Source organism: Microbacterium sp. (assembly GCF_036277215.1).
Lineage (GTDB): Bacteria > Actinomycetota > Actinomycetes > Actinomycetales > Microbacteriaceae > Microbacterium.
In genome coordinates this window covers 1-19,938 of record NZ_DASUNI010000224.1, presented here as the reverse complement: position 1 = coordinate 19,938, position 19,938 = coordinate 1, and the positions used below count along the sequence as shown (strand labels likewise).

18 protein-coding genes and 2 pseudogenes are annotated in these 19,938 nt (G+C 70.2%); 7 read left to right on the top strand and 13 right to left on the bottom strand.

Annotated elements, in window-relative coordinates:
• A pseudogene (locus VFX99_RS11375) lies at positions 1 to 399 on the top strand (hypothetical protein); the annotation flags it as partial.
• A gap of 77 nt (positions 400 to 476) precedes the next feature.
• Here the strand turns inward: VFX99_RS11375 and VFX99_RS11370 are convergent.
• A complete protein-coding gene (locus VFX99_RS11370; protein ID WP_329666406.1) occupies positions 477 to 1,868 on the bottom strand; it encodes a DUF2252 domain-containing protein in 1,392 nt (463 codons plus the stop codon).
• 52 nt (positions 1,869 to 1,920) lie between these two features.
• A complete protein-coding gene (locus VFX99_RS11365) occupies positions 1,921 to 2,838 on the bottom strand; it encodes an ROK family protein (protein WP_329666405.1) in 918 nt (305 codons plus the stop codon).
• Positions 2,839 to 3,083: 245 nt separating this feature from the next.
• On the opposite strand from VFX99_RS11365, the gene VFX99_RS11360 reads away from it, so the two are divergent.
• Positions 3,084 to 3,917, top strand: coding sequence for an aldo/keto reductase (locus VFX99_RS11360; RefSeq protein ID WP_329666404.1), 834 nt, complete (start codon positions 3,084 to 3,086; stop codon positions 3,915 to 3,917).
• A gap of 21 nt (positions 3,918 to 3,938) precedes the next feature.
• Here the strand turns inward: VFX99_RS11360 and VFX99_RS11355 are convergent, their stop codons facing one another.
• A complete protein-coding gene (locus VFX99_RS11355) occupies positions 3,939 to 4,517 on the bottom strand; it encodes a TetR/AcrR family transcriptional regulator (protein ID WP_329666403.1) in 579 nt (192 codons plus the stop codon).
• Positions 4,518 to 4,580: 63 nt separating this feature from the next.
• Between VFX99_RS11355 and VFX99_RS11350 the strand changes: the two genes are divergently transcribed.
• Entirely contained in the window at positions 4,581 to 5,762 is a 1,182-nt protein-coding gene (locus VFX99_RS11350) for a hypothetical protein (RefSeq protein WP_329666402.1), read from the top strand.
• On the opposite strand, the gene VFX99_RS11345 is transcribed toward VFX99_RS11350, so the two are convergent.
• Positions 5,675 to 6,475 (bottom strand): SDR family oxidoreductase, encoded by an 801-nt coding sequence (locus VFX99_RS11345; RefSeq protein WP_329666401.1) that lies wholly within the window; start codon positions 6,473 to 6,475, stop codon positions 5,675 to 5,677. The two genes, VFX99_RS11350 and VFX99_RS11345, sit on opposite strands and share 88 nt — an antisense overlap.
• 61 nt (positions 6,476 to 6,536) lie before the next feature.
• Positions 6,537 to 6,974: a hypothetical protein gene (locus tag VFX99_RS11340; RefSeq protein ID WP_329666400.1), complete on the bottom strand. Its 438-nt coding sequence runs from the start codon at positions 6,972 to 6,974 to the stop codon at positions 6,537 to 6,539.
• Positions 6,975 to 7,079: 105 nt separating this feature from the next.
• Between VFX99_RS11340 and sigJ the strand changes: the two genes are divergently transcribed.
• The gene (gene sigJ, locus VFX99_RS11335) at positions 7,080 to 7,964 is read left to right on the top strand and encodes an RNA polymerase sigma factor SigJ (protein WP_329666399.1); all 885 of its coding nucleotides are present in this window, start codon (positions 7,080 to 7,082) and stop codon (positions 7,962 to 7,964) included.
• Positions 7,965 to 8,062: 98 nt separating this feature from the next.
• Here sigJ and VFX99_RS11330 read toward each other — a convergent pair whose 3' ends face one another.
• From VFX99_RS11330 to VFX99_RS11315, 4 genes are read right to left on the bottom strand one after another with little or no spacing between them, the layout of a single operon-like run.
• Positions 8,063 to 8,287, bottom strand: a complete 225-nt coding sequence (locus VFX99_RS11330; protein WP_329666398.1) for a hypothetical protein — start codon at positions 8,285 to 8,287, stop codon at positions 8,063 to 8,065.
• Positions 8,288 to 8,326: 39 nt separating this feature from the next.
• On the bottom strand, positions 8,327 to 9,598 hold the full coding sequence (locus tag VFX99_RS11325) for a four-carbon acid sugar kinase family protein (RefSeq protein ID WP_329666397.1): 1,272 nt from the start codon (positions 9,596 to 9,598) through the stop codon (positions 8,327 to 8,329).
• A gap of 40 nt (positions 9,599 to 9,638) precedes the next feature.
• Positions 9,639 to 10,952: a RuBisCO large subunit C-terminal-like domain-containing protein gene (locus tag VFX99_RS11320; RefSeq protein WP_329666396.1), complete on the bottom strand. Its 1,314-nt coding sequence runs from the start codon at positions 10,950 to 10,952 to the stop codon at positions 9,639 to 9,641.
• Positions 10,898 to 12,889 carry a glycoside hydrolase family 127 protein gene (locus tag VFX99_RS11315; protein WP_329666395.1) on the bottom strand — a complete coding sequence of 664 codons (1,992 nt, stop codon included), beginning with the start codon at positions 12,887 to 12,889 and terminating at the stop codon, positions 10,898 to 10,900. The genes VFX99_RS11320 and VFX99_RS11315 overlap by 55 nt, the downstream gene beginning before the upstream one ends.
• A 126-nt stretch (positions 12,890 to 13,015) precedes the next feature.
• On the opposite strand from VFX99_RS11315, the gene VFX99_RS11310 reads away from it, so the two are divergent.
• Positions 13,016 to 13,678: an aspartate/glutamate racemase family protein gene (locus VFX99_RS11310; protein ID WP_329666394.1), complete on the top strand. Its 663-nt coding sequence runs from the start codon at positions 13,016 to 13,018 to the stop codon at positions 13,676 to 13,678.
• A 6-nt stretch (positions 13,679 to 13,684) separates the two neighbouring features.
• Here the strand turns inward: VFX99_RS11310 and VFX99_RS11305 are convergent, their stop codons facing one another.
• The 3 genes from VFX99_RS11305 to VFX99_RS11295 all read right to left on the bottom strand — a co-directional run bounded on the left by VFX99_RS11305 (position 13,685) and on the right by VFX99_RS11295 (position 16,481).
• A complete protein-coding gene (locus VFX99_RS11305; RefSeq protein WP_329666393.1) occupies positions 13,685 to 14,614 on the bottom strand; it encodes a sugar-binding transcriptional regulator in 930 nt (309 codons plus the stop codon).
• 156 nt (positions 14,615 to 14,770) lie between these two features.
• Entirely contained in the window at positions 14,771 to 15,184 is a 414-nt protein-coding gene (locus VFX99_RS11300; protein WP_329666392.1) for a VOC family protein, read from the bottom strand.
• A 313-nt stretch (positions 15,185 to 15,497) separates the two neighbouring features.
• On the bottom strand, positions 15,498 to 16,481 hold the full coding sequence (locus VFX99_RS11295; RefSeq protein ID WP_329666391.1) for a DNA-3-methyladenine glycosylase 2 family protein: 984 nt from the start codon (positions 16,479 to 16,481) through the stop codon (positions 15,498 to 15,500).
• A 201-nt stretch (positions 16,482 to 16,682) separates the two neighbouring features.
• On the opposite strand from VFX99_RS11295, the pseudogene VFX99_RS11290 reads away from it, so the two are divergent.
• Positions 16,683 to 17,446 (top strand): annotated as a pseudogene (locus tag VFX99_RS11290) (SDR family NAD(P)-dependent oxidoreductase).
• Positions 17,447 to 17,456: 10 nt separating this feature from the next.
• On the opposite strand, the gene VFX99_RS11285 reads toward VFX99_RS11290, so the two are convergent.
• A complete protein-coding gene (locus tag VFX99_RS11285; RefSeq protein ID WP_329666390.1) occupies positions 17,457 to 18,200 on the bottom strand; it encodes a winged helix-turn-helix domain-containing protein in 744 nt (247 codons plus the stop codon).
• A gap of 546 nt (positions 18,201 to 18,746) precedes the next feature.
• Here VFX99_RS11285 and VFX99_RS11280 point away from each other — a divergent pair.
• Entirely contained in the window at positions 18,747 to 19,817 is a 1,071-nt protein-coding gene (locus tag VFX99_RS11280) for a LacI family DNA-binding transcriptional regulator (protein ID WP_329666389.1), read from the top strand.
• The last annotated feature ends 121 nt before the right edge of the window (positions 19,818 to 19,938 follow it).

Genomic DNA, 19,938 nt, shown 5'->3' with positions numbered 1-19,938 from the left:
GACCTGTCCGCCGGCGACCTGACGGTGGACGGCGACTTCGCGGACCTCGAGATCCAGGTGGGCGCCGGCTCGCTCACCGTAGACGGCTCAGCAGACACGCTCTCCGCCGAGCTCAGCGCGGGCGGCGCCGACATCGATCTGGCCGACGTCGCCGAGGCGACGTTCTCGGTGAGTGCCGGTGCGGTCGAGTCCCGGCTCACGGGATCCGCGCCGCGCCTGGTGACCGTCGACGTCAGCGCGGGTTCGCTCGAACTGACCGTTCCGGATGCCGACTACGACGTGCGTTCGGACGTGTCGGCCGGGGAGTTCGACAACCGCCTCCGAGTCGACGCCGACTCGGGGAACGTCGTGGACGTGACCGTGTCAGCGGGCAGCGCCACGATATCCGGCGCACGCTGACCGTCGCTTCGACCGCACCAGACCCGACCCGGCACGACGGGGTCGGGTCTTCTGCGATGTCGGCGGCGCACCTGCTCTCACCAGGTTGCGGCGGTGGCTTCCTGGAAGTCGCGCAGCGATTGGTCGGCGTACGCGGTCGACCACGCGACGATCGCCCGCGCCGCGGCATCCGATCCGCCGATGTACCCGAGCACCTGTCCCGCCGTGGGGCTCTGCGAGTGGGCGCGTCCAAGAAGGCCGGCGCACGACCAGACGTAGTCGGTGAACGCGCCGAGAGGGAGGTCGTCGAGCTCGACCGATCCCTTCATGTCGTGGAACTGCCGGACGTAGAAGTCGCGCCCGTTCGCCTGCAGGTGGCCCACGAAGGGGTCGGAGACCGCCTGCAGCACGCGCTGCAGTCCCACCACGCGGAAGCCCTGTCCGTGGACGGCCACGCCCTCCGTGATGCGAGCGGGCTGCGGGATGCCGCCGTAGCGGGAGAGCACCGATTCGCCCGCCTCCTTCACCTGCAGCAGGAGCGCGTCTTCGTCGGCGCCCTGCAGGAGCTGCAGGTAGCAGCGTGTCCCGACGCTGCCGACACCCACCACACGGCGGGCAAGATCGGTCGGTTCGTACTGTGCGAGCACGGTGTCGATGTCGATGCCCACCGTGTCGCGGTAAGCGACGAACAGGGCGTGTATCGACTCCGCCCGCTCCGCGCCGTGCACCGGGACCGCCTCGTCGAGTCGGAAGCGCACCATCGTGGGCGGATTCTCCACGAACCGCAGACTGCCGTCGTCGCCTCGCTCGGTGGTGCGATGGACGGCACGCTCGGAGGTGCGCCGCTCGGCGGCGGCCAGAGCCGCCCTGAGCACGCGCCGACCCTCGCGGCTCAGCTGCCGCCGGGCGGAGTCGACGTTCAGGTGCATGAAATAACGCCCGGCAGGGTCCAGTTCGACGAGCTGGCGCAGCACCGTGACGTACTGCGCGAAGGCGAGGACGGCGATCCTCTGGATGTCGCCCTCGTCGTAGCCCGCTGCGCGACCGCCGACGATGACGCTCGTCAGAAGACGCTTCACGTCCCACTCCCAGGGGGCGACGGCCGCCTCGTCGAAGTCGTTGAGGTCGAACACGAGCTGACGCTCCGGGGAGGCGTAGAAGCCGAAGTTGCTGATGTGCGCGTCGCCGCAGGCGGCGACGAGGATGCCCGAGTGCGGGTCGCGGCCGAGATCCAGGGCCATCAGACCGGCGGTGCCGCGGTAGAACGCGAAGGGGCTCGCGAGCATGCGCTGCATGCGCACCGGAACGAGCTCTGCGACGCGCTCGGCGTTCTGCTCTCGAAGATGCGCCACCGCGTCGCGCTGCGCCGGCCGCCGCTGGGCCAACTCGGATCGTGCCACGACGCGGCGGAGACTCTTTCCGAGCTCGCGGGACTCCGCGCGGCTGAAGTGCGCGCGTTCCTTCAGGAGGTCGGGGGAATTCAGCGGCATGTCGACATTGTGTCGCACCGCGACTGTACGAGGACGCGGACCTCGCTCATGCTCAGCGCAGCACCAGAGCGCCGGCGCCGATGAGCGGGCCGTGCCCGTCCAAGCCGGACGCATCGATCCGCACGGCTCGGGCGTAGTCGAAGACCGCCGCCTCCGCCGCGGCGGTGCGGACCAGGTCGAGGTAGTCCTCAGCGACGCGCGCGAACCCGCCCGCGATCACCGCGACGTCGAGGTCGAGCAGCGTCGCGACGTCGGCGATCGCCTCTCCGACCGCGCCCGCGGAGCGGCGCACCGCAGCGACCGCGACCGGATCACCCGCGGCGTACGCGCCGGAGAGCTCTTCGCCCGTGGCACCCGCCCACCCCTGTCCGCGAGCCCAGGCCACGGCCGACGGGCCCGAGGCCAGCGCCTCGAGGGTGCCGTCGGTCGGCGGCCCACCGGGAGCGCGCTGGCGCAGCCGCAGCTGGCCGATGTGACCGGCGTTTCCGGAGCGGCCCGTCACCAGCGCGCCGTCGACGATGAGGCCGCCGCCGACGCCGGTCGATACGACCATCGCGAGCGCATTGCGCGCGCCGGCCGCGGCCCCGCGCCAGTGCTCGGCCAGCGCGATGCAGGCGCCGTCGAGTGCCAGGCGCACCGGCACGCCGGGAGCCACCTGCTGCGCGAGCGGGACGATGCGCAGGCCGGCGATGGCAGGGAGATTCAGGGGTGCGATCGCGCCTCCGTCGAGGTCGACCGGACCGGCGGAGCCGATTCCGACGCCGATCAGGCGGTCCCGGGCGCCGAGGTCGGCGACCGCAGCGGCGGCGACTTCGCGGATCGACCGCGCGACATCCTCCCGCGCGGCATCCCGCCCGGTGGGCGCACGGTGAACGGTGCCCGGCACCACCCTGCCGTCGGCACCGACCAACGCGGCATCGACCTTGGTGCCGCCCAGGTCGATGGCCAGCGCGATCTCTCGAGCCTGCATGGCTCGATCATCTCAGACCGGATCCATCTCCTCGTCGCCGTAGTCGTCGGGCCACGCCGCGAGATCCACGCCGTGGTTGTCGGGCGATGCGAGCGTCCACCACTCCGGCGCATTCGAGGCCGCGACGCGGCCGCCGGCCGCCAGCGCCGCCTCGACGCGGCCCTCTACCGACGGACCGGGACAAGGGACGACGACCTGTGGGACGAACCGTGCGCCACGAGCGGAGACTGCGCAAGGATGGAAGCATGCCCACCATCCCCACCGTGACATTGAACGACGGCATCGCCTTCCCCGAACTCGGACTCGGCACGTACGGCCTCCGCGGCGCCGAGGGCGTCGAGTCGATCGTCGCCGCGATCGACGCGGGCTACCGCCTGCTCGACACCGCAGTGAACTACGAGAACGAGCGCGAGGTCGGCGACGCCGTCCGCGCCGCCTCCGTCGATCGCGACGAGCTGCTCGTCACCACGAAGATCCCGGGGCGCCACCACGGCTACGACGACGCGATCGAGAGCACGAACGGCTCGCTCGCCGTGATGGGGCTCGACTGGATCGACCTGTCGCTCATCCACTGGCCGAACCCCAGCGTCGACAAGTACGTCGACACGTGGCGCGCGATGATCGACCTGCGCGAACGGCAGCTGCTGCGTTCGATCGGCGTCTCGAACTTCACCGAGGCGATGCTCACGCGGCTGATCGACGAGACCGGTGTCACGCCCGCGGTGAACCAGGTCGAGTTGCACCCCTACTTCCCGCAGACCGAGTTGCGCGCGTTCCACGCCGAGCACGGCATCCGCACCGAGAGCTGGAGCCCGCTCGCCCGCCGCAGCGAGCTGCTTCAGGAGCAGGTGCTGCAGGAGCTCGCCGAGATCTACGGGGTCACGCCCACTCAGATCGTGCTGCGTTGGCACGTTCAGCTCGGCAGCACCCCGATCCCCAAGTCGGCCGACCCCGACCGTCAGCGCGAGAACGCCGACGTGTTCGGATTCGCCCTGACGGACGACGAGGTCGGTGTGATCTCCGGTCTCGAGCGTGGCCGCCTGTGGGGCGCGCATCCCGACACGCACGAGGAGATGTAGAGGCCGCGGGGGTCAGGACCTTCAGCTGAGCGCCGCCACCACCGAGTCGATGTACTCGCGTGGTTCCCGGGGTCCGAAGACGGCCGTGTTGGCGACGAAGCCCTGTGCGAGCGCCGTGACGGCGCGGGTGCTTTCCGCGGCGAGCGACTCTGCTGCGGCATCCGTCGTGGTCTGCTGTCGCGCCCAGGGAAGCAGGGCGTGCGCGATCGTCTCGCGCAGCCGTGCCGCGGTGCGCATCATCTCGTCTCGCAGGTCGCCCGCAAGAGCCGCCTCGCCCCAGAACTGGACCACGATGCGCGCGGGCAGGCCGTCCTCGGTGAACACCCGCAGAAGTGTCTCGAGCAGCTGGCGCGGCGAACGGACGGCGACGGAGTGCTCGAGCTCCTGCAGGCGTGGGAACAGGTACTGCCCGACGATGTAGCGCGCGAGCTCGCTCTTGCTGGTGAAGTGCGAGTAGATCGCCCCGGTGGACAGGCCCGATTCCTCGACGATGTCGGCGATGGATGTCTCGTGCACTCCCTTCCGCTCGAGGCAGCGGACGGCGGCGAGCGCGATCTCGTCGCGCCGCGCGCGGCGGTAGTCGTCGGAGACGCGAGGCATTCAAAAAGAATAGCCGTTCTGTTATCCTCTGAAAAAGAACATCCATTCTCTTTGGGAGTCCTCATGGCCCACGATGCTGCACACACGTCATCCCGCCGCACGAAGTGGTCGGTCGCTGCCCTGTACGGACTCGTGGGCGGGATCGTCATCGCCGTGCTGGTGATGGCATTCGTCTGGCCGGCCGCCACATCGCAGCCGAAGAATCTGCCTGTGGGCATCAGCGGTCCGGCGGAGCGGGTCACGGCCGTCGAAGCCGCCCTGGACGAGCAGGACCCGGCGCCGTTCATCCTGGTCGAGGTGGATTCGCGCGACGACGCGGTCTCGCGGATCGAGTCGCGCGAGCTGTACGGCGCGATACTCCTCGACGGACCTGAGGTGCTGGTGGCGACCGCAGCCGGGCCTGCGGCCACCCAGGCGCTCCGCGGGGTGGCGACGCAGCTGCAGAGCCAGATCAGCGAGGCGGCGCAGGCGGCCATTCTCGCGCAGCTGCAGCAGCTCGGAGCTGCGCTCGCCTCGGGCCAGCCGCCCTCATCCCCGCCGTCCGCCGGTGCCGCCCCGGAGATTCCGCAGGTGACCGTCACGGACGTCGTTCCGCTCGCCGAGTCCGATCCGACCGGCGCCGGCCTCGCCGCGGCCAGTTTCCCGCTCACCATCGGCGGGATGCTCGGCGGAATCCTGCTTTCGCTGGTGGTGGTCGGAGCGGTCCGACGTCTGATCGGCCTGCTGGTGTTCGGGGTCACGGCCGGTGTGCTCGCCGCGCTGGTGATGCAGACCTGGTTCGGGCTGCTGCAGGGCGACTGGCTGCTCAACGCGGCCGCGCTCGGACTCGGCATGACCGCCACCGCGGCATTCATCACCGGCATGAACGCCGTCTTCGGACGGCCCGGACTCGGCATCGCCGCGATCGTCACGATCCTGATCGCGAATCCGATCTCGGCCGCCGCCTCACCATGGCAGTTCCTGCCCGAGCCGTGGGGTCAGATCGGACAGTTCTTCGTACCCGGCGCCGCTTCGAACCTGATCCGGTCCCTGAGCTACTTCCCGGATGCCGCGACGGCGACGCAGTGGACGATCCTCCTCTGCTGGCTGGTCGGCGGCGTCGTGCTCACGCTCATCGGGCACTTCCGCGACCAGGCCGCCCTCCGCGTGCCCGCCGATCAGCTCGAGCCGGCGCCGGATGCCGGGGCGGATGCGCTGGCCCGCTCGGCGGTGCGCGCGGGAAGCGCGGCGAGCCAGTCGGCGTAGGTCTGGGTTCCGAGGAGCGCATCCGGGTTCGGCAGCAGTGAGCCGTCCCGCTGCGCACGACCGGAGGCACCCGGGAGCGGGATCGCCGGGATCCAGGCGCGCGAGCCGCGGGCTCGGGCGTACCCGCGCACCATCTCGACCAGGCTCTCCTCGCGGGGGCCGGCGAGATCGCGGGACCGGCCCGCCGGACCGGCCTCGGCCAGCGTGACGAGGTGCCCGCCGACCTCCCGGGCGGCGATCGGCTGCGTCCGCATCTTCGGTGCGACGTGGAACGGACCGATCCTCGCTCGCGCGTAGATCTGCCTCGCGAACTCGTGGAACTGCGTTGCGCGCAGGATCGTCCAGGGGGTGGCGCCCGCTTCCACGAGCCGCTCCTGAGCGAGCTTTCCGGCGTAGTAACCCTCCGGCGCGCGCTCGATGCCGACGATCGACAGCGCGAGGTGATGCCCGACGCCCGCCTCCGCCTCTGCGGCCAGCAGCGTCCGGGTGGTCCCCTCGAAGAACGCGATGGACTCGGCGGCGCCGAGGGTCGTCACGCTGACGACGTCGAGAACGGCATCCGCGCCCGCCAGCGCCGCGGCGACCCCGGCGCCCGTCACCAGGTCGACTCCGGTGCTTCGCGCGAGCACCACGACGTCGTGCCCGCGCGCTCGCGCCGCGGCGACGACGTGTGCGCCGACCTGGCCGGTTCCTCCTGCGACGGCGATTCTCATCGTGCTCTCTCCTCTGCGGTTGCGGTTTGCGGGTTGCGGCTGGGTTGGCGCTTATCGCCTGTCACGAAATGTCGGCCGTGCGCGCCGAATGCGACACACGAGCCGAGCGCGGCCCGGGCAGCATCAGCACGACGCCCAGCAGAAGGCTCGCGCCCAGGCTGACGATGTTGCCGACCACGTCGATCGTCGGCATGTGGGCGAAGTGCGCGGCGTGGTAGGCGAAGTGGGGGACGCCGAACACGGCCCACGCGACGCCGACGACGCGGCCGGCATCCGGTGTGCGTGAGAAGGTCGCGGCGACGGCGGCCGCCGACAGGGCGAGGTACAAAGAGCCCACGTCCCGGATCAGGTGCTCGTTGTACGGACCGTCGACCGAGATCCAGATGAAGCCCACCCCCGGGAAGGAGTCGTAGAACGACTGCGGGGAGGTCGCCGCCCAGACGCCCACGTAGAGGCCGAGCGCAGCCGTCACCCCGAGGATCACTCGCCTCATGTTCATGCTCACACTCCTCCGACGATGCGGCCGCAGAGAATGTGAGGCTGCTGGTGCTCACATCTGCGCGCACCGCGTCGTCGTACAGTGCACAAGAGGAAAGGATGTCGCGTGACCGAGCCCATCGAGACCCTCGAGCGTGAGCGCAGCCAGCTGATGGGGCTGGGATATCGGATGCTCGGCACCGTGGCAGACGCCGAGGACGCCGTGCAGGAGACGTACGCGCGCTGGTATCGGCTGAGCGACGCGGAGCGCGCAGCGATCGACAATCCCGGTGCCTGGCTCATGCGCGTCGCCGGTCGCATCTGCCTCGACATGCTCGGCTCGGCGCGGGCGCGCCGAGAGCGCTACGTGGGGGAGTGGCTGCCCGAGCCGCTGCCGGGGACGTCAGCCTTCGCGGCATCCGTCGCCGCCGACCCGCTGGAGCAGGTCACCCTCGACGACTCCGTGAGCACGGCTCTGCTGGTCGTGCTCGAGGCGCTCAGCCCCGCGGAGCGGGTCGCCTTCGTGCTGCACGACGTGTTCGGACTGCCGTTCGCCGAGATCGCCGAGACCGTCGGGCGCTCCCCCGACGCGTGCCGCCAGCTCGCGTCGCAGGCGCGGCGGCACATCCGCGAGAGGCGGGAGGGGGCGGCGTCCCGCGAGGCGCATGACGCCCTCGCGCAGGCGTTCGCGGTGGCCTGCGCGCAGGGCGACCTGGGGGCTCTCATCAGCGTCCTCGACCCGGATGTCGTGCTCCACAGCGACGGCGGCGGGTTCGTCTCGGCCGCACGCCGGCCGGTGCGAGGCGCGGATCGCGTCGGACGCTTCCTGCTCGGGATTCCGCGGCTCGCGCCAGGCGCGCAGGTCGCACCGACGCTGACGCCCGACGGGCTCGGGTTCTTCGTGACGATGGACGGCGCCGCGCACAGCGTGATCACGCTCGGCGTGCGCGAGGGCCGGATCTCGGACGTGTGGATCATGCGCAATCCCGAGAAGCTGACTCTCTGGGGCTGACCCGCGTCAGCCATGGCGCGGGTCGGGCTCAGGTGCGACGGGCTCGCCTGTCACGACACGCCGGCGGATCCGCCGAGCGTGACAGGCGAACCGGCGGGTCAGAGCTGGGCGCCGGTGTCGTCCGGGTCGTCCAGGCCCACATGCCGGCCACGCCACGACTCGTACGCGATCAGCCAGCCGATCGAGACCGCGCCGGCCAGGACGAGCCCGATCCACAGCTGACCCCAGATCAGGCCGAACAGCACGCCGAGGGCGACGATGAGGACGGTGCCGAGGAGCCACTGGACGCGGCCCTTGGGCCAGCCGGTGCGAGGTTCAGACATGCGCCCAGCCTACGACCGCGGCAGCGAGCCAAGGAGCGTTCAACCGCCGAGGGCGCGGATGCTGTCGAACAGGTCGACGCCGCCCACCTGACCGCCTTTCAACAGCAGCTCGAGCCCGTCGATCGCCGGGTCGGCGGAGTGGGCGGTCAGCAGAACGACGTTGCCCTCCGGATTGGCGGCGATCGATAGCGACTCGACGCCGAGTTGCCGGGTGACCCGGCTGGACGTGTCGCCGCCGCACACGATGATCCGCCGCGCCGCACCGGCCCCGGCGGCCCCCGCGACCATCGCCGCGGCGGCATCTGCGAGTGCCTCGAGCACGGGCCGATCCGCTGCCGTCGTGTCGGCATCGTCCGAGCTGAGTGCGACGCTGTTTCCGGCGCGGAGCGCGGAGAGGACCCAGTCCAGCTGAGCCGACGCGCGGGATGCTCCCAGTGCGAGCGGCTGCACGAGCCATCCCGCCGCGGCCGCGGCATCCATCTGCCGGCGGGTCTGCGATGAGCGACTGCCCGACACGGCGAGCACCGGTCCGGAGGAGCCCGTGCGGGATGGGAGCGGCGCCGGCTCCTCGCCCTCAGCCGCGGCGATCGCAAGGCTGAGACCACCGGATCCGACCGCGAACAAGGGCTCATCGAGCCGCCGCAGTGCGCGACCGATCACCTCGAGGTGCTCGTCGAGCACAGCGTCGAGGACGACCGCCGCGTCGCCCGAGCCGAGGATCCGATCCGCAAGATCCGCACCGTCGTCACCGCCGTATGCCGTGAACGGAATGCTTCCGATCGGCAGGTCGGTCTGGTGCGAGAAGTGGACGGCGAGGTCGGGTTCGGTCATGGGCGTCGTCGGGTGCGTCGACATCGTGGGCTGCCGGTCGAGCCGGTAGACGATCCCTCCTTCGGCGGCGAAGTGCACGCCGTGCAGGGTGTACCTCCCGAAATCGGGTTGAGCGAACACGAAGGGGACGGTCTGCTCGCCCACGAGCTCGCGCCCGAGCTCGAGGACCCGCCCGATGCTGCCGATGGTGGGTGATGAGTCCGCGGTGGAGCAGGCCTTGTACTGCACGACCCGCGGCTGGAGTGCGACGAGAGCCTGCAGCACGGGACGCACCTCCCCATCCAGGTCGGCGGTGGAGAGGGATCTCGCGATGCCGGCGATGCCGACCACATCGCACTCCGACGCGGCGCGCTCGAGCGCGGCGGCATCCGGCAGTCCGACGAACAGGCGACCGGTCCATCCACGACGCGCGAACTGCAGGAGCGCGTCGACGCTGCCGGTGAAGTCGTCGCCGTAGAACGCGGCTCTCAGACGGGGCACGGCTCCGAGCCTAGACACCCGGCCCAGTCCACGCGTCTTCTCAGGCACGCACCGGGCCGAAGACCTCGGTGGCCCGCCGCAGCGCAGCCGAGTGCTCGAGCGCCGCGGCGGGCGACTCGCCGCGCGCCGCCGACTCCCACGCTTCGCGCATGCTCATCACACCGGCCGCCGAGCCGTCCGGATGGCCGTGGATGCCGCCGCCGGCCAGCACGAGCAGGTCGGTCGTAGCGACCGCGGAGTACGTCGCGTGCGCCAGTCCGCCCCACTGGCCCGAGGAGAGGACCGGCACGGTGGGGGTGAGCCCCAGAAGCGGCTCCCGGACCGCGGCGATCGACTCGAGCACCTCGGCGTCGGACTCGTAGAACTTGTTGCTGATGCCGTTCGTGTGCAGGTGGTCGGCGCCCGACAGACGCACCAGCTTCTGCCACGCACGGAACGAGAAGCCGACCTGCTCGGAGCGGCTGAGAGCACCGAACATGGTGCGGTGCCCGTGGATCGGCACCTGAGCACGTCGCCGCAGGTACTCGAGCCCGGACAAGCCCACCAGGTTGACGCAGACCATGACGCAGGTGCCTCCCGCTGCCACGACGAGGTCGTGATTGGCCTCGAGCCGGTCGATGTCGTCGGTGATGTTGAATGCGTACATCGGCTTCACACCGGTGCGGTCGGCGTGGCGCTGCAGCACCGGCATCACGGCGCGGACCCGTGCGGCCAGTGGCGCGGTAGGACCGTTCCCCTGCAGCTCGTCGTCCTTGATGAAGTCGACGCCGGCGGTCGCGAGCTCGCCGACGAGTTCGCCGAGATCCTCGGGTGAGAGGCCGATGCTGGGTTTGACGATCGTGCCGATCATCGCGCCCTCCGACCGGCTCATCAGGCGCCGAGTGCCGTCGACGCCGAACGCCGGCCCGGGGTAGCGCTCAGCGAACGCGCCCGGGAGGTCGAGATCGACGAGCTTGATCGCCGCGAGCTCTTTGATCTCGAAGAGATTGCCGGCGACCGCTGCGAGGAGGTTCGGCAAAGACGGGCCGAAGTTGTCGAGCGGGAACCGGAGGCGCAGAAGGGCTCGCCGCCGCGCCCCCGGATCGCCGATCGCGCCCGGCAGCGGCGACGCGCCGGTCGGCGGGATCTCGTCGATGCTCTCCACCTGAGCAGCGAATCGTGCCCGCAGGTCGTCGGACTCCCGCGCGACCCGAACGAAGGTGCCGGTGGACTGCTCGCCGGCCAGAACCTCAGCCGCCCGTTGCAGGGGCAGCGAGGTCTCGATCACATAGGTGGCGAGAACGTGCGGGCGCGTCCCGGTCACCACACCACCGGCATCCACACCGACATCTCCGACGGACCGCGATTGCCCCACGCGAAGTAGGGGATCAGACGACCGGATGCCGCTCCGACGGGCTCGGCGGCGACATCCTCGTAGAGGGCGTCGGACGACGCGTCCGGCAGCACGGCGAACTCCGCCTCCAGGGCCACCAAGCGGTGCCCCGCCAGCTCGGCCTCCACCGGGGTCAGGGTCGCGGCGCGCCGCAGGGCGACCTGCTCGAGACGTACGGTGCCGGGCAGGTCGGCGCTTTCCACGGCATAGACGACCGGACCCCGCTGCACGGCGACCTGGTTCGTCGTCTCCTCGGCAAGGCGGTGCGCGCGGAGCATGCGGACCGGCATCGGCAGGTCGAGCACCACGACGTCACCGACGGTCCACGTCCGCTCGATGACCGCGTACGTGCCCGGCGCCGACACGGCAGAGGCTTCGCCGTTGACCGTGAGCACGGCATCCGTCGACCATCCCGGTACCCGCAGATGCAACGGGATGCCGCCGCCCTCGGCCTCTTCCACGGTGAACGCGATGCGGCCTTGCCAGGGATAGTCGCTGGACTCGCGCAGGGCGAGCGACCGGCCGTCGGGCAGGGCGAAGCGCAGGTGGCTGCCGCCGTACTGGTGGATGTACAGCCCGTCCGTGCCGACCGACGCCGCGCGCTCATGGAACCGGGCGAGCGTGCGCGCGATGTTCGGCGGGCAGCAGAAGCAGCTCAGGTACGTCTGGCGCAGTCGCTGGTCCGAAGCGGGCGGCTCGGGAACCGGATACAGCCCGGTGTCGCCGGGCATGCGCAGTGGGAAGGGCAGCTCGCGCACCTGCCGCAGGGCATTCGTGTAGAAATACTGCGCGCCGTCGAGGCTGATGCTCGCCAGCAGCGCGTTGTACGCGATCCGTTCGATCACGTCGGCGTAGCGTGCGTCGGCGGTGAGTGCCAGCATCCGCTCGCTCCACAGGATCATGCCGATGTTCGCGCACGATTCCGCATGGGCCGTGGTGTGCGGCAACTGGTAGGCGCGGCCGTACGCCTGGTGGACGCGGCTGATCTCCGCCTGCCACGGGTGGCCGTCAGGTGATGCGCCGTCGTACAGCGCCCCGCACCCGCCCGTGAGGTAGAGCTTCGTATCCACGACATCACTCCACAGGTGCTCGAGTACGCCGCGCAATTCGTCATCGCCGGTCTCTGCGACGAGGTCGGCGAGTCCGGCGTACAGATAGTTCGCCCGCACAGCGTGACCGGCCACGACTGTCTGCGCGCGCACGGGCAGGCGGTCCTGGTTGTCGTCACCGCCTTCGAAGTCGTCGCGGACGCGCACGAAGGCTTCGGCCAGCCGCAGGTACCGCTCGTCGGAGGTCACCCGGTACAGGTCGATCACGGCCATGTAGTGCGACGGGCAGATCGCGCTGCGGGCCAGCTCGACGGGTTTGTTCGTCGCGAGGTCTTCGAGGAAACCGGCGGCTTTGCGTGCGACGTCGAGCAGCGTCGTACTGCCCGTGACCTCGTGGTGCCGTACTCCCGCGGTGATCAGGTGGCCGAGGTTGTACGTCTCGAAGTGGAATCGGTCGGCAAGGGCGAGCGCGTTCTCGTGATTGCGCGCCGCGATGAGCGTCGGCGTGTGGACATAGCCGTCGGGGCGCTGCACCGACGCGATGAGCGCGGCAACCGACTCGACGATTTCGCCGAGCTGCGGATCCGGCGCGACCTCGAGTTCGGCGAGAGCCGCCTCGAGCCACTTGTAGAGATCGCCGTCCATGAACGGCGGGCCGGTGTGGGAGCCCTCATCGAGGCCCGCCGCGATGCGGAAATTGCGCAGGCCCGGACTCACGGAGGCGTCGCGCAGCGAGTCCCACATGCTCGGAACCGTGACCTCGCGTGTGCGTGCCGCGATGCTTCCCCAGAAACCGCTCGCCCAGCGCGCGCTCGCCGCGCCGAGCGGCTTGAGCGGCGCGTGCGGGCGGATCGCTGTCGTTGCAGGCATGCAGAATGTCCTTCGTTCGTATGTTCATCCTGCCGGGGAGGCTGGGCGAGGGATGCCGCTCCAGGCTAAGCTCGACATGCAACTTGTAGCAACCATGCATAAATATGCAACGAGAGCGAGTAAAAGATGTCACGATCACGGCGCGTCGCGTTCCTGCACACCGGCGCGGTCGTCATCGCCCCGGTGGCCGACCTGGCGCGACAGCATCTCGGCGGAGCGACGACCGTCAACTACCTCGACGACAAGATCGTCGCCGACCTCGGCGACGCCGACCTTGCAGACTCCGTTCCCGAGCGCATCTCCGACCTCGTTCAGGCCGCGAAGAGCGCCGGTGCCGACATCGTCATGCTCACCTGCTCGTCGATCTCGCAGCTTGCGGCTCCCACGGCCCAGCGGATCGGCATCCCGGTGCTGCGCATCGATGAGGCCATGGCCGATCAGGCGGTGTCGCTGGGATCCCGCATCGCCGTTCTGGCGACCCTCCCGACGACCCTCACCCCGACGACGGCGCTGATCCGGGAGCGGGCGGAGCTGGCCGGCGCGACGCCGGACATCTCCGGTGACGTGATCGATGGAGCGTTCGCGGCCGTCTCCGGCGGCGATCGACCCACCCACGACCGGCTGGTGGGGGCGGCGATCGAGCAGGCGGCGAGGACTGCCGACGTCGTGGTCCTGGCGCAGGCGTCGATGGCGAGCGCGGCGGAGGGCGTGCACGTGGAGGTGCCGGTGCTGACGAGTCTCGAGCCGGGCATCAAGCGCCTGCGCGAGGCGGTCGACGCGCTGCCGTGAACCCGCTCAGTCCGCGAGCAGCTGCTGGGCAGTGGACAGGTCGGTCACCAGGGCCGTCACCCAACCGCCGGTCATCGCACCACGGATCGCCGCGAGCTTGCGTGGGCCGCCGGCGACGCCGACCCGCCGCGGAACCCGGAGCAGGTCGTCGACCGGGATCGCGATGATCCGATCGTCGAGCTCTCCGCGCACCACCGACCCGTCGGCGCGGAAGACCCGGTGGCAGATGTCGCCGACGGCGCCCGCGCCGATCAGCGCCTCGCGCTCGCTTGTCGCGAACGCATTGCCGCTCTCGGCCAGCACGTCCGACGGCTCGATCCCGCCGATGCCCATGACTGCCATGGTCAGCCGCTGCCAGCGCTCCGCGACGTCCTGCATGCCCGGGCCCTCGAGCAGGCTGTCGCGGATGTCGGGTCCGGCGACGATGCCCGGGGCGTGCACGTACACCGGCGCGGCGCCCAGCATCCGTGCCAGTTCGGCCAGCAGCCGATGGGAGTGACCCTGCACCTCGGGAACGCCGATGCCCCCGAGCAGCTGCACCACCTCGGTCGCCCGCGGCGACGGCGAGGGGCGCATCCGCTCCACCATCGCGAGGAGGGTCTGACTCCACGACGAGATGCCGATCCGGTCGCTTCCGCTGAGGGTCGCCTCCAGGTAGGCCGCAGCGCCGGCGCCCACCGCCGCGATCGTCTCGCTCTCGTCGGCGTCCGGGTCTACATCCACGACGACCGCCTCGGCCAGGCCGTAACGCGACTCGAGCTGCTCCTCGAGCTCGGCATAGACCCCGGGAGCAACCGTGACCGTCGTCCGGACGATGCCGACGGATGCGGCGCGCTTGAGCAGTCGCGACACCTTCGCCTGCGAGATGTTCAGGGCGAGGGCGATGTCGGCCTGACGTGCGCCGCGCTCGTGATACATCCGCGCGACCTTCGTCATCAGGCGAAGCTGCCCATCCAGAGGGGCGCTGTAGTAACCGCCCGCCATTGAGACTCCGATCCTCGGCGCCGTCAGCCGCCCGCGCGAGCGCCAGTATATTCCGGCACCCCGCGAACGGATATTCAGCGAGGCCGGTCCGCGACGGCTGGTCGCACGTCAGGACGCCGGGCTGTAGGCGACCATCCAGTCGATGCCGAACTTGTCGCGCAGCATCCCGAATCGGCCGCCCCACGGCGGGACGTCGAACGGCATGGTGACGCTGCCGCCCTCGACGAGTCCGTTCCAGAACCGCTCGAGCTGCGGCTCGTCGTCACCGCTGATCGAGACCGAGATCCCGGCCGGCTGACGGTACTCCATGCCCGTCGGGGTGTCGGCGCCCATCAGGACGAAACCATCGGGTGTGGTCAGCTGCGAATGCATGACGAGGTCGTTCTCGTTCGGATCCTGGACCATGCCTTCGTATTCTCCGAAGGTCGACACCTCGAGGTCGCCGCCGAGGACGCTCTGATAGAACTCCATGGCCGGGCGTGCCTCGTTCTTGAACGAGAGGTAGGGGTTGAGGCTGGGCATGATCTGCTCCCCGCAGTTTGATCGGATGCCGCTGCCGTCTGCTCGCGGCAGGTGACAGTGTCGTCGTGCCCTCCGACATCCGCAATGGGGTTGCCGGCAGCCGGCGTCAGATCTGCGTCGGCCCCTCCGACGCCCACTGCACGGCGTCGGCTTCCGCGGCCGCCGGGAAGATCTTCACATCGCCGGGCAGGAGGAACGCGATGCCGTGGACGATCTCGGCGATGAGGGGAATGGTCGGTCACGAGCGCGATCCGGCCCCATGACCGGTGCGGCTTCCCCTATCCTCGCCCGCTTCGCCCGGCGATGCCAGCGTTCAGCGGTTGCGGTGGTCCTCCGGGTGCAGTCGCGGCGCGCGGCGCGGCTCGCGGACCCCGCTGGCCTCGATCAGCCGGATGACCCGCTGCCGCTGGCCTGCCCACGGAGCGAGCAGCTCCAGCATCCCGTCGTCGTCGACGCGCGTTCCGGTGAGTGCGTATCCGACCTCGTGGGCGAGGTGGTAGTCGCCGACGCTCACCGCGTCGGCATCCCCGAGCGCACGGATGCGGGTCTCGGCCGATGTCCACGGCCCGATGCCGCGCTGGCTGATCAGGACGCGATCGCGCGCCTCGCCGTCCGTGGCCGACATGAACACCCGGCCGATCTGCTCGCCTCGACGTGCGGCCTCGACGACGGTGCGGGCCTGGGGGGGCTCGAGCCCTGCTCGGTGCCACGACCATGACGGCACACGCCGCCAGCCGTCGATGCTGGGCGGCGCGTACATCGGTCGGGGTGTCGGTCCCGGCGCGCGCTCGCCGTGCCACGTGACGATGCACCGCCAGGCGGCGAAGGCCTGCATCCCTGTGACCTTCTGCTCGATGACGGCGCTGGCGAGCGCATCGAAGAACAGGTCGGTGCGCCCGATCCGAACCCCGGGATTGCGGTGGTGTGCCGCGGCGATGAGCGGGTGGCGGGTCGCATCGAAGTCGCCGGGATCGTCGACCGCTCCGCACAGCGCCGGAAGCTGACTGAGCGCCCATGCCGCGCCTGGACCCCATGCCGCGCCTCGGATGACGCCGCGTGAGACTTCGCGCAGGGCGAGGGTCGCGATGCCCTCCGGCGTGCGGCTCGCGCGCCAGATCACCGCGCCCGAGACGACCATCGTCGGATCTGCGCCGCCATGACGCTGGTACAGGACGGTGCGTCGGACGTCGAGCGGATGCCGGGGCCGATACTCGGTCTCGATGGGACGATCCGATGTCGGCTGCGGGTCGCGCGCGATGGCGACGCGCAGTCCGGCCTGCGCCTCCGCGATCGTCATGCGCCCACCCTACGCGGCGGGTTCCGACATCCCGCGATCCGGCACCGGCGTCGGCCCTGCGTTCGTGCGGAGCTCCTCGCGCAAGGCTGTGGTTGGTGGGAGCATTGCCCGATCACCGACGGAGGGAGACGGCGTGAGAGTCGCACGGGTCAGAGCAGGCTGTGGCGTGCCGCACCGAAGTCGGAACAGCGTGGACGGGGCATGAGCGGCGACCTGGACGGCCTGGTCGCCGTCGTGACGGGCGGCGCGTCGGGCATCGGCTTCGCCACCGCAGCGGAACTGCGCGTCCGCGGTGCGCGCGTGGCGGTGCTCGACCGTGCCACCGGCACCATCCCGGAGGAACCCTCGGCATCCTCTGCGATGTGACGGTGCGCGAGTCGGTCGATGCCGCGATCGCGCGCGTCGGGACTGAACTCGGCGGCATCGACATCCTGGTGAACAACGTCGGCGTGAGTTCGGTGGGCACGGTCGAAGATGCCACCGACGAGGAGTGGGCGCGGGTGCTCGACGTCAATGTGGTGAGCATGGCGCGCGTCACCGCGGCAGCGCTGCCGTGGCTGCGGCGATCGAGGGCGGCATCCGTCGTCAATCTCTCATCGGTGGCGGCGCTGAACGGCCTGCCGCAGCGGGCGGTATACAGCGCGACCAAGGGGGCGGTCATGTCGCTGACGTTCGCGATGGCCACGGATCACGTGGCCGAGGGGATCCGTGTGAATTGCGTGCGCCCCGCGACCGTCGCCACGGCGTTCGTCGAGCGGATGCTGCAGAACTTCCCCGATCCGGTCGCCGAGCGTGCGGCGTTGGACGCTCGGCAGGCGACCGGGCGCATGGTCACGCCTCAGGAGGTCGCCGATGCGATCGCGTTCCTCGCCTCGCCGCGGTCGGGCTCGATCACCGGAAGCGCGCTCGATGTCGATGGCGGGATGAACCACCTGCGTCCGAGGCCGGTGCAGAAGACTCTTTAGACCCGAGTGATCAGAAGCGGTCCGGGGACGGTGTTCCGTGGCCGTAGCGGATCGACACGTCCGCGTGACGGTCGAAGCGGTACCCGACGCCGCGCACCGTCCGCACGATGTCCTCGTAGCGGCCGAGCTTGGCGCGCAGACGGCGCACGTGCACGTCGATCGTGCGCTCGCCGGGCGACTCCTCCTCGGTGGCACTGTGCCAGAGGGACCCGACCAGTTCGGCGCGCTCGATCGTGCGACCCTCGCGCAGCACGAGGTACTGCAGAAGCTCGAACTCCTTGAACGTGAACGCGGCCGACTCGCCGTCGATCAGGACGCGCTTGCGCGAGATGTCGACCACGACCCCGCCGGGAGCGCGGTCTTCGTCCTCGGGCTCCTCCTGCTTGGTGCGGGCGATCGCCGACGGCTCGTGCAGGGCCAGGCGCACGACGTCCACGTCGCGACCGCCGGAGCCGACTGGGGCGAGAGCGACGGTGGCGTACGTCTCGGCATCGGGGGCGAGGTCCGCCAGCGTGCGCCGCAGCGCATCGACCAGGACGCCCAGCGAGACACCCGACGCCGCGGCCTTCGCCTCATCGATGCCCACGTAGAGCGCGAATCCACGCGGTGCCGTTCCCGGGGGCAGGTTGCGCGACGCCGGTGCAGCCGCGACGGGGGAGGGAGTCTGCGCGTCTTCCGCGGCGGGCGCCGACGTGGCGACGGCACGAAGGTGACGAGGTGTGGCCGGACGTTCGAGGAGAGCAGTGTTCGACATGATGATGGTCCTTGCGGGGAGAACCGCTCCCGGGAGCGAGTTCGATGTGTGCTGCGATGCGGCCTCTGCGATGGGCCTGGGTGCGGCAACCGGCTGTGCGTGATCGACGCACGTGCCGAATGCTGGGGGATTCTTCGCGGCGTTTCAGAAGCTGCGAGCGAATCCGGCGGGGGTCACCGTGTCAGCGACACATTCGACGACACATGACGACGCGGCCGGCCATCATCATGCCGGCAGTCCCGTTCGCCTCCAGGGCGGACAGAGAGCGCGCGTTGTCAGTCATGAAGCCGATTATGACGGACTGAGTCGTACTGCGTCAAATCGCACGGACGACGGGGCTCCACCGCCCGGAAATGTTACAGAATGCTCAGTCCGCCGTGCTGGTCCGGGCCGGGCGGTGTGAATGGACGTCACGGGAACGTCCTCGGATATTTGTTGTCCAATACCGCAAACCTCTTGCGCTCCGATCGGGAGTGCGCTTACCATCGGTGTCGAAGCGTTTCCGCGAAGCGCTTCGACGATAACGATCAGACGACGGAGTTTGCGATGGCGAAGATCAACGAGGTGGCCGAGGCCGCCGGCGTGTCGATCAGCACGGTGTCGTACGCCCTGAGCGGCAAGCGCCCCATTTCGCCCGATACCCGTCGCCGCATCGAGGAAGCCGTGCGGACACTCGGTTACAGCCCCAACGCCGGTGCTCGCATGCTCGCCGGCAGCAGGACGCAGATCTTCGCGCTGACCGAGCCGCTGCGCAAGGACACCCACGCTCCCACCCACATGGCGTTCGTGCTCGCGACCGCGGTCGCCGCACGGCGCAATGACTACGACATCCTGCTCCTGACGGACGAGGACGCCAAGGCGGGGATGGGGCGCGTCGCCGCGAACGGACTGGTGGATGCGATCCTCGTGCTCGACGTCGCTCCTGACGACGAGCGCGTTCAGCTGGCGCGGGGAATCACCACGCCGACGATCTTCATCGGCGTGCCGGACGACCACGAGGGCCTGATCTGCGTGGACCTCGACTTCGCGGCTGCGACCGCTCTCGCCGTCGACCGGCTCGCCGACGCCGGGCACACGACCATCGGAATGATCGGACACCCCGACGTCAGCTACGAGAAATCGAACTTCCCGCCACGGGTGCGTGCGGCGTTCGAGGCCCGCGCCCGGGAGCGTGGTCTCGAGACCGACTTCGGGCTGAGCGGCACCAAGCGAACCAGCCGGTCTGAGACGCGGCGGACCGTGGCGCGGCTGCTGGAGGCCGGAGCCACCGGGTTCGTGCTGCACTGCACCGAAGAGGCACATGCCGTTGCGCTCGCCGACCTCGCCGAGCGCGGGCTCGGGATTCCGGACGACATCTCGATCGTCTCGGTGGGCGCCTCCTTCGACGCCGGCGCGTTTCCCACTCCGTTGGACTCGATCCCGCTGGTGCCGCAGGCATCGTGCGACCTGGCCGTGGAGCTCGCGCTGCGCAGCCTGGGCGACGACCGCCCCGAGCCGGGCCTTCGGCTGATCGCGCCGATGTACGTGTCACGCGGATCGGTCACCGTCGCGAGGAAGGCCTCGGAGTCGGATTCGCCGCCCCTTCGGACTTCAGCGCCGCGCGAGGGGCTGCTCTGACGCTCTCTCACCTGACCGCGATTTCGCCTGTCATTCATCGAAGCGCTTCGACAAGATTCAACTGAATACTGCCAACCCCGTCCCGACCAATGCGGGTCAACATGAAAGGAGTGCCACCGAT

Coding starts and splice junctions, on each gene's coding strand:
- VFX99_RS11370 (WP_329666406.1), bottom strand. CDS start 1,868: ATGCCGCTGAATTCCCCCGACCTCCTGAAGGAACGCGCGCACTTCAGC.
- VFX99_RS11365 (WP_329666405.1), bottom strand. CDS start 2,838: ATGCAGGCTCGAGAGATCGCGCTGGCCATCGACCTGGGCGGCACCAAG.
- VFX99_RS11360 (WP_329666404.1), top strand. CDS start 3,084: ATGCCCACCATCCCCACCGTGACATTGAACGACGGCATCGCCTTCCCC.
- VFX99_RS11355 (WP_329666403.1), bottom strand. CDS start 4,517: ATGCCTCGCGTCTCCGACGACTACCGCCGCGCGCGGCGCGACGAGATC.
- VFX99_RS11350 (WP_329666402.1), top strand. CDS start 4,581: ATGGCCCACGATGCTGCACACACGTCATCCCGCCGCACGAAGTGGTCG.
- VFX99_RS11345 (WP_329666401.1), bottom strand. CDS start 6,475: ATGAGAATCGCCGTCGCAGGAGGAACCGGCCAGGTCGGCGCACACGTC.
- VFX99_RS11340 (WP_329666400.1), bottom strand. CDS start 6,974: ATGAACATGAGGCGAGTGATCCTCGGGGTGACGGCTGCGCTCGGCCTC.
- VFX99_RS11330 (WP_329666398.1), bottom strand. CDS start 8,287: ATGTCTGAACCTCGCACCGGCTGGCCCAAGGGCCGCGTCCAGTGGCTC.
- VFX99_RS11315 (WP_329666395.1), bottom strand. CDS start 12,889: ATGCCTGCAACGACAGCGATCCGCCCGCACGCGCCGCTCAAGCCGCTC.
- VFX99_RS11310 (WP_329666394.1), top strand. CDS start 13,016: ATGTCACGATCACGGCGCGTCGCGTTCCTGCACACCGGCGCGGTCGTC.
- VFX99_RS11305 (WP_329666393.1), bottom strand. CDS start 14,614: ATGACGAAGGTCGCGCGGATGTATCACGAGCGCGGCGCACGTCAGGCC.
- VFX99_RS11300 (WP_329666392.1), bottom strand. CDS start 15,184: ATGCCCAGCCTCAACCCCTACCTCTCGTTCAAGAACGAGGCACGCCCG.
- VFX99_RS11295 (WP_329666391.1), bottom strand. CDS start 16,481: ATGACGATCGCGGAGGCGCAGGCCGGACTGCGCGTCGCCATCGCGCGC.
- VFX99_RS11285 (WP_329666390.1), bottom strand. CDS start 18,200: ATGTCGAACACTGCTCTCCTCGAACGTCCGGCCACACCTCGTCACCTT.
- VFX99_RS11280 (WP_329666389.1), top strand. CDS start 18,747: ATGGCGAAGATCAACGAGGTGGCCGAGGCCGCCGGCGTGTCGATCAGC.